Origin of the sequence: Poriferisphaera sp. WC338, assembly GCF_050931845.1 — a bacterium.
In the GTDB taxonomy this organism is placed as follows: Bacteria; Planctomycetota; Phycisphaerae; order Phycisphaerales; family Phycisphaeraceae; genus Poriferisphaera.
Map to the genome: position 1 here is coordinate 3,362,091 of NZ_CP194516.1, position 12,090 is coordinate 3,374,180.

The following is a 12,090-nucleotide window of genomic DNA, read 5'->3' on the forward strand; positions in this document are numbered from 1 at the left end:
TCCCTCACAGGCAGAACACCGATCACCCCATTTTTACTCCAACAGATCATAAAAATCTTGCCCCTATAGCAAGAAATTTATGTGGTCACTTTGATGCCTGACTCTGCAGCAAGTTCCGATAATTTCTCGCTTAAAATCGCTCTAGCACGGTAAAGGCGGCTCATCACCGTCCCCAGCGGTACACCGATCACCTCTGCGACCTCGCGGTATTTCAATCCTTCAACCGCCCAGAGCAACAATACCTCCCGGTAGTGCTCCGGCAACTCCTCAATGGCGTGTTTCAAACGGTCGTCAACCTGCTCCCAATCCAGATGAGCTAAATCCCACGCTGGCGGGGTCTGATCGACTTCACCCAACACGCTTTGCTCAGGCATATCATCACCCAGCGTCGGCTCACGTTTTTTCTTGCCAACACGGGTATAGAAGTTGTTATGGAGGATCTTAAATAGCCACGGCCGAACGCCCTGCTCCCGCAGTTCAAAACGCGCCTCGGCCTTCAAAGCCTTCAGATAAGTTTCCTGAACCAAGTCCGATGCCTCATCCGGGTGACGCGATAAATGCATCGCCATCCGATACACCGAATCCATTTCAGCCAGGGCTAATTCTCGAAACGTTTTACTGTCCAAAAACCGGCTCCTCGTGCTTGCTAGCACATGCACATGTGTGTGGACCTGAGCATGATAACTTATTTCCTACCTACATACCTGACATTCTATGTATATACTCCAAAAATTTGGAATTGTTCTAAGGTTGATCTGCTCTTTTTACTCTCAACAAAAAATCAATGCGCGCAGCACATGACAGACACAAAAAACGAGCCGCTCATGCAGCCCGCATCATGACGTATTTTTGATGTTGCCACCGTGTTAGACCTGTGCGGCTTCAACCCGATCCATATGTACATCCAATTGCGGGAATGGGATACCGATGCCGGCCGCATCCAGCGCGTTCTTCACATCACGGGTCAGCGCTTCGCGCACCGCCCAGTAGTCATCCGTCTTCGCCCACACGCGCACCGACCAGTCGATCGATGACCCGCCGAGTTCCACCAGATAAATGATCACGTCTTCACTTTCCAGTCGGCCTTCCACACCTTCTGCAACTGTCTTGAGCACTTCACGCACCTTGGACAGATCAGCCGAATAATCCGTACCCACCGCCACATCAACACGGCGTGTGTCGTGATATGTAATATTTTCAATCGTCGCGCCAAAGACACTTGAGTTCGGCACGATAAACCGGCGATTGTCCGGCGTGTCCAACGTCGTCGTAAACAATTCAATCTCAAACACCTTCCCCGTGGTCCCGCCAACGCTCACCACGTCCCCCACCTTAAACGGACGAAACACAAGCAACATCACACCCGCTGCAAAATTCGAGAGTGTCCCTTGGAAGGCAAGGCCGACCGCCAAACCTGCCGCCGCAATGACTGCTGCGAAGCTTGCAGTACTGATGCCGAACTTACCCAAGATCGCCAACACCACCAAAATCAAGATTGCCCATCGCGTCATCTTTCCGAAGAACCGCGTCAACGTTTCATCTAGCTTCGCCTTACGCATTGAACCGCTCACCGCCCGCCCGGCCCATGCCGCAACTAGATAACCGACAAAAAGCAGCAGCAACACAAGCACCACTTGTGTTAGGATTGGAAACAAAATCTCCATGAGCTTATCCCAGTCGCCTTGCTGAATCGCAGACCACGCATTGTTCGAAACCTCTGCACTCTGCGCCTGCAAACTTAAATCCACCTGATTCGCTTCAATCTTCACAGCTTCTGGCGCATTCTGTGCCAACATCATCAATGACATGTGTATCTCCTGTTCCCTTATGAATAGATATGAAATTATGTGGTTTGTAGCTCTCTCAACAACCAACTGCATTGCCTTATGGGGCAACAAACAGAAAACGATTATAAACCAAGCATCACATCACCACCACAACCCATTTTCGATCACATCCCCACCTTCATCTAGACCAACTCTCATGCCCCCGGTACACTCCTGCCATGAATAACAACCCAGTTAAAATCGGCATCATCGGCGGCTCCGGACTCGGCGATAAACTCGGCCTTGAAACCGGCGAAGCCATCACACCCAGCACACCCTTCGGCCAACCCTCCTCTCCGATCATCCATGCCAACTGGGAAGGCACCGAGATTTACCTCCTCCAAAGACACGGTATCGGCCATACGCTCAACCCCTCACAAGTCCCTTATCAAGCCAACATCTACGCGCTCAAAGAACTTGGCGTCACACACATCCTCGCTTCTGGCGCAACAGGCTCACTCCAAGAACATCTCGCGCCCGGCGACCTGGTCATCCTCGATCAAATCATCGACAAAACTTATACCAGAGCAAACACCTTCTACAACCACGCTGCGGTCCACGTCGAATTTGCTGATCCTTTTTGCCCTGTCATGCGCAACTGGCTTCTTACTGCAACTAAAAACCTCGACAGTAACATCACCGTCCACACCCAAGGCACTTACATCTGCATGGAAGGCCCAGCCTTCTCAACACGAGCCGAATCAAACATGCACCGCGCATGGGGTGGCGACCTCATCGGCATGACCGCCATGCCCGAAGCGCGTCTCGCCCGTGAAGCTGAAATCGCCTACGCCATGATCGCCATGCCCACCGACTACGACTGCTGGCGTGCCTCCGATCATCCCGACCAATCAAAAGAAGATCTCCTCACAGAAATCATCGGTAACCTCCAAACCGCTACTGCCAACAACATCGCGCTCATGAAAGCAGCACTCAAAGACACATCACTCCTTTCGGCAACCCCCTCCCCCGCACACACCGCTCTCGCCCTCGGCATTTGGTCAAACAAAGATCATATCCCCACTGAAGAAAGGCAACGCCTCGCCTCCCTTTGGGGTAAGTACTTCACGTAAAAACCACATACCCATGGCACCATTTCATATAATATTCACCTGCTAACAATATTTGTTAGATGTGTTGCGCCCTACACCTGTGTTTACTTCCGGACACATTTCATGGTTGATGAACAACCGCATATGATGCAATGGTTCTTTTGTAGATCCATCCTGCTGCGCAGCCCGTGGTACGCGATGTGTTTTGTCATCATGACGGTAATTGTTGGTTGCACACACAACACTAACCTCACACGTTCAAACATCAATCATCCACCCAACATACCGCTCATCCACGCCAAGCAAGTCAATCTTCATATTTTCCACATCGCTGGCTCACCGCTACCTAAAGATGCAATCCAACATGCGGTCAATCGCTATCAACATAACATCGCTGGCCAGCTCAACCTTATTTTCTATCCGCCCATTTTTTCAGATGTCTCCCCGCAAAGTATCACGCAGTATCAGATGCAAATGGCTATCTCCTACCTCATGAGTAAAGTCGATCATCCTACTGCACCATCAATCTTCCTTCTGTTCACACCGGACATTGACGATTTTCGCAGTCGTGCTCAGTACACTACTCCTGTCGTCACCAACACAAAACAAAACATCACTTTGCGCACCAACTACATCGTCTTCAATGCAAAGAATATCAAGCAAATGGCTCGTGAACTTCCCTTCACCTCCCTTGATCGCACATGGGAACTGGTTATCTACCATGAAATGTGCCATGCACTTGGTCTGCCCTACGATAAGTCACACAGTACCCAAACCGGCAGCAATCACTGTACCAACACGAACTGCATCCTTTATAATGGGATCGATCCTCACTCACTCGTAGCAACCATTTTCAACCTCGGGCCACCAAGCGATCTCTGCCGCACTTGCCGCACAGAGCTAAACGAAGTCATCCATCAAAAGCCCACACCACTACTTGAAGGACACATTGATCCGCCATACGCACAATACGATCGTCTTATCGCTGTCAACCGAAACAGCCCAGAGCCGTACCACCTACGCTATCACGAACACATAAACCATCTAGATTGGACCCGCGCACTCCATGACATTGAACTCGCTTACTACTTCACCACAACGCCCTCTGACATCATCACCATCCATCTCATTCAATTACTCACAACCTGCCCAGACCCAGCCTTACGCGATCCTCAAACTGCACTCGATATCGCTCTCAAGCTCTGTGATCGCTCCAACCATGAACAATCCTATCACCTCGAACTTGCGGCAGCCGCTGCGGCGCAAGCCGGTCAATACGACCAAGCAATTGATCTACAAAAACGTGCCAATCGTCTATCTCACGATTAGACCCTTACTAAAACGGGTAAAGGCGTTGCTGGACCCGCACTCCATACACCGCTAAACTGCCCTGCATGCCCGACTACATCCTGTATATTCTTCTCGCCATTACTGGCCTGATCGCCGGATTTGTTAACACACTTGCTGGCGGCGGCTCTTTCCTCACCATACCTGCACTCATCTACTTTTTTAATCTTCCTCCACAAATTGCCAACGCCACCAATCGTTTTTCCGTCATCTTCTATGCGGGCACGTCATCTTCTATTTTTCTTAAGCACGGCCTCACTGATTATCGTCTCATGCTGCGTCTGCTCATCCCTTCTATCGTCGGTGCCGTATGCGGAGCAGGTGCTGCGGCCATCCTCCCACCAAAATCCTTCCAACTCATCTTCGGTATCGCCATGATCCTTATGGCTCTTACCTTCATCCTCAAGCCCAAAATCCTCCTTGAAACCAGGCATCGCACCAAACCCACTCCCATCAAAGAACTCTTTGTCTTCTACCTCATCGGCTTCTATGGTGGGTTTATGCAAGCAGGCGTTGGACTCCTTCTTCTTGCCGGCATCGCCATCTTCCACGCCAAAGATCTCGTTAAATCAAACGCGATTAAAGTCACACTCGCATTCTTCTTCGGATTTGTTTCCGTCGCTATTTTCGCCTACTACGGACAAATCGATTATGTCAAAGGTGCCGTCATCGCCATCGGAGCTATCATTGGCGCACTCATTGGTGCCAAACTCGCTATCAAAAAAGGTGCCCGCCTCATCTTCTTCTTCGTCATCACCATTGCCATCATTACCGGCATCAATCTGATCTACACAACATTCACCACATCATGATTAAGTCTTTTTCGCCTATAAAAATAGGCCTGATTCTCCATTCTATATTGCTTCATTATCGGCATGCGTATCACGCTTAGCTGTTTGTACTCAGCAGCAAATACCCACAACCATCCGCCCGACATTAAACAACATCGGGCGATCCATGAACGCAAACCCTCAAACATCATTCAAGACATTCCGGGCCAAAGATTGGCTCACACTTGCTGCGCTGATCCTCAGTAGCTTTGTGGTTTGGCTCAATGTCACCATTCTCAACACCGATCTGCCAATGATCGAAAAAGATCTCAATGCATCACTCAGCGAACTTCAATGGGCGGTCAGCATATTCTCACTCTGCGGCGGATTCATCATTGTCTCTGGCAGACTTGCTGACAATTACGGTCGCAAACACATCCTCAGCATCGGGCTTATCTGTTTTATTGTCGGTAGTGCCATTTGCGGTTTTGCTGGCAATATTGAATGGCTTATCGCAGGTCGAGCCATACAAGGCATCGGCGGTGCTATGATGCTCCCTGCTTCGCTTGCACTCGTTGAAGTTTCATTTCACCCACCAGTCCGTACCACGGCCATCGGGCTATGGATCGGCCTTGCCTGGTTTGCTCAAGCACTAGGCCCTAGCATTGGCGGGTTTGCCGCAGAAACCACTCAATGGCAATGGGCATTCCACCTCACAACACTGCTTGCCATCATCACACTTATCCTGACACTCACATCAGTCAAAAAAATCTACACTCGCCCCGACAAAGCGTACATGGACTATCTCGGCGCTGCGCTCATTATGATTGCGATGTTTGCCATCATCTACAGTGCCATTGCATCTGGTTCAACTGGCTGGCTCCAACCTTCAACCCTTGGCTTATTTTTCTTCGGCCTTCTTGCCTCTGCCATTTTCATCCTTGTTGAACACAAAACCAAACACCCTGTCGCCTCACTTATACTTTTTAAAGACCGCGCGTTCCTCGGCGCAAATGTTGTCAATATTATCTCAAATACAGTCTTTGCGTCACTCGTACTCTACGCAGCGATCTATCTTGAAATCGTCATGGATTACCAACCCTTTACAGTGGGACTCTTACTCCTACCTCCCACGTTATCAATCCTCTTCACCTTGCAGATCGGTTCCAAAATCTACAATCACGCTGGCGCACGTATGCCCACTTCCGTCGGCATGATCATGCTCACCTCTGGTTGCTTAGTCATCGGCCTACTGACACCGCACCTTGGTTACAATGCTATGCTTGCTCCTTTCCTCATCATCGGGCTTGGCATCGGACTTTTTGCATCACCGATCACCGCCGCAGCACTCGCTGCCTCATCCCATGAAGCGGCCGGACGAGCGGCAGCCCTTTTTAAAGCTTCATCTATGATCGGAGCTGCTCTTGGGATCGCCTTCGCAGGGTCAATCTATCAAACCATGGTTAGCATCATGCTCCATCGACATCTTGCAAGCGCGCCTGAAAACATCCGCGAAACGCTGTACAAAATTGCTGGCGGCAACAAGCATCAAATCAATCATCTAAAAGTGATCTCACCCGGAGAATGGCATACATATCTGAACATGACCATCGACTACATCAACATTGCATTCACAGCAACAGTACTCGTGTTAGCTGGTATCGCACTACTTACCACTATCTTTGCAAGTATCATCATCCCCAAAAAACACCACTTCTTCGCAGTTCCTTCAGATCATGGCAATTAACAACATCACTTCTTCACCATATAACTCCACGACCTGCATACGTACGGCACATCTACCATCTCAACTTGCCTATCTTCAAGATAGACCTCAAGTTCATTCATAAACTTCGCATAGTTTTCCTCCCCAGCCTCCACGCGAAGATGATTATGACTCCGCCATAAATTCAAATACCGTTCCCGGTCCATCCTCACTACATGCCAAGCAACATCCTTATGCGATAGCTGAAACAACCCACTGCGTATAATTTCAGCCAAGTACCCCTCTTGCTTGTCATACTTCTGCCGATACCCTGAGGCAGCACGATGCACCGCTTTATGCGTCCAATCAACAACATCATTTGCTCCATGCTCACGCTCATTCCACATGGCAGTAAAGCATCCACCTTCACAAAGTACACGTGCAAGCTCTGGCAGCGCCTTATCCAAGTTAGCCCAATGCAGCGCTTGGCCAATCGCCATCCATTTAACACTATCATCTTCAAGATCGACTTGCTCAAACGTTCCATGAATCCACCGCGCCCCACTCACCATCTTCTCACCAATCTTCCGCATGGATTCATTCGGCTCCACCGCCACCACATCAAGCCCCCGCTCAATAAGTTGCCCGGTTAGCAACCCTGTTCCCGCCGCCATATCAACCACACAATCTCCCGCACTGATTTCCAACCGCTCAATGATTCGATCCAACATAGCCACAGGATAATCCGGCCGGGCCTTAGCATACGCATCTGCCTGCTTCGAAAAATCACCTAGCACACTCAGATTCCTTCAGCCCCACAGATATGCCGTCACTTGAATCACGGGGTCAAAAAACAATATGCATCCGATCCCCCAACAATCACTTGCCGTCCGGCTTCTCCACGCCCGCAGCCTTCTGGTCTGCCAACTCCCGCCGATTGATCTGACAATCACGCGGAAAATCAAATGCCAAACGGACCTTATCCCCATGGATGTCAACCACTCGGATCACGCCAAGCGGATCTTTCGGATCACCAATCACAACTTCTTCGCCAATTCTTCGGGTAAGCGCAAGCATTGGTACTGTGCCTCCTGCCAGACCTTGCGGTCCTTCGCCATGACAATCCGATCGTGCAATTTTCACACCCTCATACATACAAGGGCTCATACATCCAACACTATTAAATATTGAAATTGTTGGGCACCATCTATCGTCATCACTGCTCTTGCCCCGCAACGTCGCAGGGACCCAGCATGTCATCTATTTCAGATTCCAGGCCGTCGCCTAAAGCACCTGCTCTACGCTCACGATTTCCGGAACTTTTTCTCTTACATTGCGCTCAATCCCCAATTGCAACGTCATACCGCTGCTGGGGCAACCAATGCAAGCGCCGTGCAAACGAACGCGCACCACGCCCTCATCTGTCACTTCGACCAATTCAAGATCACCGCCGTCGGATTGAATCGCCGGCCGGATCTTTTCAATGATCTCATCAACACGCTCGTAAACACTTCGCGCGCTGCTGTTCTTGGTTTCCTGACTCATAAACTTCCTTACTTATAACCCGATGACCACAGGCATCTCCGCCCAAAGCCATCCTTAATTTCACTTGCGTCTCTATATCATAGACTTACATCTGATCGCGAACAATGCCCAGGAAGTCGCGAATGACGTGCGGTTCGCTTTCCCAACACACAAGTCGCACTCAAACACAACCCTAATCCTATACCTTGCAAATCATTATCCACTATATGTTTACATAGCATCGTCTCTTTCCACTACTATTGCACATGTTTTCCATACACGTCTCAAAACCTAAGGGTTCACCCCAGATTCACTAGCGGCAGACAAATGCACTATCTGCTGAAAATCCGCCATCCCTCCGCTCCACGGCTCCTTCGATTCTCTCCACCTTCCTTAATCTTGATCAACATACATAACAACGCACCTACATATAGATAGATTTCAAATTTAGCTCTTTGGAGAAATACCTGCATCATCATATCCATGCCCACACCCACCTCCCCTCTCTCACCTATTTCAATAAGCCTCTTAGCGTCAAATTAATCAAGATTTTTCCCCCAAATCACCTATGCCAGTTTGACTTGAATACGCCTGATTGTTACTTTTTTTAGCTACACTCAATCGGGTGACTCTGTCACCAGCTTCATGCTGTGCGCAGCCTCCCCGAAACAGTGACATGGGTCCAGAGTGTGAGCCAATCCATGATTTCGATGGTTCAGCACTCGGAAAGACTCGCCCCCGGCCGCCTGTGCAGCCTGAAAATTGCATCAATATCATGATTGATCACCGATCAGTCGTGAACTGACACAAGTCAGTGCTGCCACCCTAGCTCAGTTGGTAGAGCACACCCTTGGTAAGGGTGAGGTCGTGGGTTCAAGTCCCATGGGTGGCTTTCGGATATTTATCCCGTATAAGGCTAGAATGGCCTTGTATGTAACACGGAATTTAGTCGTTCGGGGTGTAGCCCGGACACACAGACTTTCACGAAACACGTTGAGGGTCTATTCAAATAAGATTGAATGTCCCGTTTTCTTCAGACAAGCCCGGATTGAATACGCTCAATCTGGCGGAGGTTCGCAACAATGGCAAAAGGCGTATTCGAACGTACAAAACCACACGTCAACGTCGGCACCATCGGCCACATTGACCACGGCAAAACAACTCTCACCGCAGCAATCACCGCTGTGCAGGCAGCCAAGGGTCTCGCCGAGCACAAGCCATACGATGAAGTCGCTAAAGCGTCTGCATCCGACGGCCGCCGTGACGAAACCAAGATCGTGACCATCGCTACGTCACACGTCGAGTACGAGTCGGAAAACCGTCACTACGCTCACGTTGACTGCCCGGGCCACGCCGACTTCGTCAAGAACATGATTACCGGTGCTGCTCAGATGGACGGCGCGATTCTCGTTGTCGCTGCTGACGACGGCCCCATGCCACAGACACGTGAGCACGTCCTGCTCGCTCGTCAGGTGAACGTGCCTAAACTTGTCGTCTTCCTCAACAAGGTTGACCTTGTCGACGACGAAGAACTTCTCGACCTCGTTGAACTCGAAGTTCAGGAACTTCTCACCAAGTACGACTTCGAAGAAGACACCCCAATCATTCGCGGTGCTGCATTCCCAGCACTTCAGAATCCTTCCGATGACACCGCTAACGCATGCATCGGCGACCTCATGAATGCTGTTGACACTTGGGTTCCAGAGCCTGAGCGTGAAATCGACAAGCCATTCCTGATGTCAATCGAAGACGTCTTCTCCATTAAGGGCCGCGGTACCGTTGCAACTGGCCGTATCGAACGTGGCGTTGTGAACGTCGGCGACAAGGTTGAAATCGTCGGCCTCGGCGACACACAAGAAACCACCGTCACCGGTGTTGAAATGTTCAACAAGTCCATGGATCAGGGCCAGGCTGGCGATAACGTCGGTTGCTTGCTCCGTGGTGTTGAAAAAGACCAAATCGAACGCGGGCAGGTTCTTGCCGCTCCGAAGACCATCACGCCTCACAGCGTCTTCGAAGGCGAAGTCTACGTCCTGACCAAGGAAGAAGGCGGCCGTCACAGCCCATTCTTCAACGGTTACAAACCACAGTTCTACTTCCGCACGACTGACGTCACCGGCGGTATCGAACTTCAGGGCGGTGCAGAAATGTGCATGCCTGGTGACAACATCACCATGAAGATCGACCTCGGCGAGAAGCCAATCGCGATGGAAGAAGAACTCCGCTTCGCTGTCCGCGAAGGCGGCCGCACCGTCGGTGCTGGTGTTGTGACCAAGATCATCAAATAATCTCGCTCTGCGGGAACCTTGATGGTTCGAACACAAAAATTCGCCGGCCTCGGACGAAAGTCCGAGGCCCGGTTTTTCTCAGAAGCGGCTGTTTCATATCACCCACCCCATTGGTGGCCATGAAATCCCGTCCGCAACCGAGATCCCAGCAACATCCGCCTTCAATCCGCCGTATCAAAGCCCCGCTTTGCATCCAGCCCTCGAATGCGGGATAATGCTGGACTAACATCTAGGCCGTGCAACACACAAACACCGCACCGCCCAAAGACAGTTTCACCCACCCGAATACATGGGATTTAGATCATGGCAAAAAAAGCCCAAGCAGTTGAATACGTCTGGCTTCAGTGCACCGAGTGCAAAGACCTAAACTACCGCACACCCGTCAACGTCAAAGGCGGCATGCCCGAAAAGCTCAAAGCCGGCCTGAAAAAGTACTGCCCTCGCCTCCGCAAGCACACACTCCACAAGATCAAGCGTAAGTAATCCGCTTAGTAACACAGTGTGCTATACCAAGAAATCTATTGCCTCAGGCATAACAAATTTCTACGGGCCACGCTTTAGTACAATACCACCTCAAAGCAAAACATACATACCGCGATCAGATCGATCGCGGTTTTTCTATGCCCAATTGATGCTTCATACTAAAGATCTTAAATACGCCCCATAATTCCTTACTTCTCATCTACGGGTAAGCAATCTCCGTCAAAGAATCAACGGCTGCGGGGAAAACCTATGAGAAAATGCTATACCGTCGGTCTAATGTTCTCCGCTGGCAAAAAGCTCTGACTTTCCAGCACAAAACGTAAATCGTAATCAGCTTGCGCAAGCTGATTGTCCATCAGTTTGACCAAGTTTTTTTGAGAATGGGGAAATCATATGAAATTACGGGAACGTGGTATCGCAGCCGGAAACTTTTTAGGTGTTATGACAATGATCGCGCTATTTGGCGCATTGGTTGCTGTCCTCGCGGGTTGCTCAAACCCACAAGGCAAAACCTTTGCCGACAAGCGTGACGCGATCCAAGAAATGGAAACCAAAACACTGGATCGACTGTACACTCAAATGCCGGAGACACGCGAAGAGATCAAGGATGCTGCGGGCTATGCCGTCTTCAGCACTGTTGGCACCAGCTACCTTGTTGTTACCGGCTCTGATGGATATGGCATCGCACACAATAATGAAACCGGCAAGAACACATACATGCGAATGGGTTCGTTCGGTGTTGGCCCGGGCGTTGGCCAAAGCAAGTTCCAGCTCGTCATGATTTTCGATGACGCAGGCACCATGGGCCAATTCATCCGCAGTGGTTGGACATGGGGTGCACGCGGCAGCTCCGACTGGAAAACCGTCGACGAAAGCACCGGCGAAACCAAGGGTGGTGCTACTTCAGGCGAAGCGCTTGTGATGAAAGGTACCAAGATCTACCAGCTCACCGATACCGGCATCGCGCTAACAGGCTCAGTCGCAGGCACTAAGTTCTCCTACGATCAAGACCTGAACAATTATCCCACACGTAATCAAACAATGAATGCGGCACCTGAAAAATCTGACCGCAAATAACAGCTATCAACATCGCTT

12 protein-coding genes and 1 tRNA gene are annotated in these 12,090 nt (G+C 50.3%); 8 read left to right on the forward strand and 5 right to left on the reverse strand.

Going from position 1 to position 12,090, the window contains the following annotated elements; translation table 11 throughout:
- Window positions 1–77: 77 nt before the first annotated feature.
- Both ACQ6WK_RS13905 and ACQ6WK_RS13910 read right to left on the reverse strand, forming a co-directional pair.
- Complete coding sequence (locus tag ACQ6WK_RS13905) at window positions 78–626, reverse strand: sigma-70 family RNA polymerase sigma factor (RefSeq protein WP_432797985.1); 549 nt, start codon at window positions 624–626, stop codon at window positions 78–80.
- 240 nt (window positions 627–866) lie between these two features.
- Window positions 867–1,808 carry a mechanosensitive ion channel family protein gene (locus ACQ6WK_RS13910; protein WP_432797986.1) on the reverse strand — a complete coding sequence of 314 codons (942 nt, stop codon included), beginning with the start codon at window positions 1,806–1,808 and terminating at the stop codon, window positions 867–869.
- A gap of 197 nt (window positions 1,809–2,005) precedes the next feature.
- On the opposite strand from ACQ6WK_RS13910, the gene mtnP reads away from it, so the two are divergent.
- The 4 genes from mtnP to ACQ6WK_RS13930 all read left to right on the forward strand — a co-directional run bounded on the left by mtnP (window position 2,006) and on the right by ACQ6WK_RS13930 (window position 6,742).
- Window positions 2,006–2,899, forward strand: coding sequence for an S-methyl-5'-thioadenosine phosphorylase (mtnP, locus tag ACQ6WK_RS13915; protein ID WP_432797987.1), 894 nt, complete (start codon window positions 2,006–2,008; stop codon window positions 2,897–2,899).
- Between the two features lie 102 nt (window positions 2,900–3,001).
- Window positions 3,002–4,207: a hypothetical protein gene (locus ACQ6WK_RS13920; RefSeq protein ID WP_432797988.1), complete on the forward strand. Its 1,206-nt coding sequence runs from the start codon at window positions 3,002–3,004 to the stop codon at window positions 4,205–4,207.
- Window positions 4,208–4,272: 65 nt separating this feature from the next.
- Window positions 4,273–5,037 carry a sulfite exporter TauE/SafE family protein gene (locus tag ACQ6WK_RS13925; protein ID WP_432797989.1) on the forward strand — a complete coding sequence of 255 codons (765 nt, stop codon included), beginning with the start codon at window positions 4,273–4,275 and terminating at the stop codon, window positions 5,035–5,037.
- A gap of 145 nt (window positions 5,038–5,182) precedes the next feature.
- On the forward strand, window positions 5,183–6,742 hold the full coding sequence (locus ACQ6WK_RS13930) for an MFS transporter (protein ID WP_432797990.1): 1,560 nt from the start codon (window positions 5,183–5,185) through the stop codon (window positions 6,740–6,742).
- A 5-nt stretch (window positions 6,743–6,747) separates the two neighbouring features.
- Here the strand turns inward: ACQ6WK_RS13930 and ACQ6WK_RS13935 are convergent, their stop codons facing one another.
- The 3 genes from ACQ6WK_RS13935 to ACQ6WK_RS13945 form a co-directional block, all read right to left on the reverse strand.
- A complete protein-coding gene (locus ACQ6WK_RS13935; RefSeq protein WP_432797991.1) occupies window positions 6,748–7,497 on the reverse strand; it encodes a class I SAM-dependent methyltransferase in 750 nt (249 codons plus the stop codon).
- Between the two features lie 82 nt (window positions 7,498–7,579).
- On the reverse strand, window positions 7,580–7,855 hold the full coding sequence (locus ACQ6WK_RS13940) for a carbon storage regulator (RefSeq protein WP_432797992.1): 276 nt from the start codon (window positions 7,853–7,855) through the stop codon (window positions 7,580–7,582).
- A gap of 129 nt (window positions 7,856–7,984) precedes the next feature.
- Window positions 7,985–8,245 (reverse strand): NifU family protein, encoded by a 261-nt coding sequence (locus tag ACQ6WK_RS13945; protein WP_432797993.1) that lies wholly within the window; start codon window positions 8,243–8,245, stop codon window positions 7,985–7,987.
- Window positions 8,246–9,043: 798 nt separating this feature from the next.
- Between ACQ6WK_RS13945 and ACQ6WK_RS13950 the strand changes: the two genes are divergently transcribed.
- The 4 genes from ACQ6WK_RS13950 to ACQ6WK_RS13965 all read left to right on the forward strand — a co-directional run bounded on the left by ACQ6WK_RS13950 (window position 9,044) and on the right by ACQ6WK_RS13965 (window position 12,072).
- Window positions 9,044–9,116, forward strand: a tRNA-Thr gene (locus ACQ6WK_RS13950).
- A 190-nt stretch (window positions 9,117–9,306) separates the two neighbouring features.
- Window positions 9,307–10,512 carry an elongation factor Tu gene (gene tuf, locus ACQ6WK_RS13955; RefSeq protein WP_432797994.1) on the forward strand — a complete coding sequence of 402 codons (1,206 nt, stop codon included), beginning with the start codon at window positions 9,307–9,309 and terminating at the stop codon, window positions 10,510–10,512.
- 303 nt (window positions 10,513–10,815) lie between these two features.
- Window positions 10,816–10,995, forward strand: coding sequence for a 50S ribosomal protein L33 (gene rpmG, locus ACQ6WK_RS13960; RefSeq protein ID WP_432797995.1), 180 nt, complete (start codon window positions 10,816–10,818; stop codon window positions 10,993–10,995).
- Window positions 10,996–11,388: 393 nt separating this feature from the next.
- Window positions 11,389–12,072: a hypothetical protein gene (locus ACQ6WK_RS13965; protein ID WP_432797996.1), complete on the forward strand. Its 684-nt coding sequence runs from the start codon at window positions 11,389–11,391 to the stop codon at window positions 12,070–12,072.
- Window positions 12,073–12,090: the final 18 nt, after the last annotated feature.

Coding starts and splice junctions, on each gene's coding strand:
- ACQ6WK_RS13910 (WP_432797986.1), bottom strand. CDS start 1,808: ATGTCATTGATGATGTTGGCACAGAATGCGCCAGAAGCTGTGAAGATT.
- mtnP (WP_432797987.1), top strand. CDS start 2,006: ATGAATAACAACCCAGTTAAAATCGGCATCATCGGCGGCTCCGGACTC.
- ACQ6WK_RS13920 (WP_432797988.1), top strand. CDS start 3,002: ATGGTTGATGAACAACCGCATATGATGCAATGGTTCTTTTGTAGATCC.
- ACQ6WK_RS13925 (WP_432797989.1), top strand. CDS start 4,273: ATGCCCGACTACATCCTGTATATTCTTCTCGCCATTACTGGCCTGATC.
- ACQ6WK_RS13930 (WP_432797990.1), top strand. CDS start 5,183: ATGAACGCAAACCCTCAAACATCATTCAAGACATTCCGGGCCAAAGAT.
- ACQ6WK_RS13940 (WP_432797992.1), bottom strand. CDS start 7,855: ATGTATGAGGGTGTGAAAATTGCACGATCGGATTGTCATGGCGAAGGA.
- ACQ6WK_RS13945 (WP_432797993.1), bottom strand. CDS start 8,245: ATGAGTCAGGAAACCAAGAACAGCAGCGCGCGAAGTGTTTACGAGCGT.
- tuf (WP_432797994.1), top strand. CDS start 9,307: ATGGCAAAAGGCGTATTCGAACGTACAAAACCACACGTCAACGTCGGC.
- rpmG (WP_432797995.1), top strand. CDS start 10,816: ATGGCAAAAAAAGCCCAAGCAGTTGAATACGTCTGGCTTCAGTGCACC.
- ACQ6WK_RS13965 (WP_432797996.1), top strand. CDS start 11,389: ATGAAATTACGGGAACGTGGTATCGCAGCCGGAAACTTTTTAGGTGTT.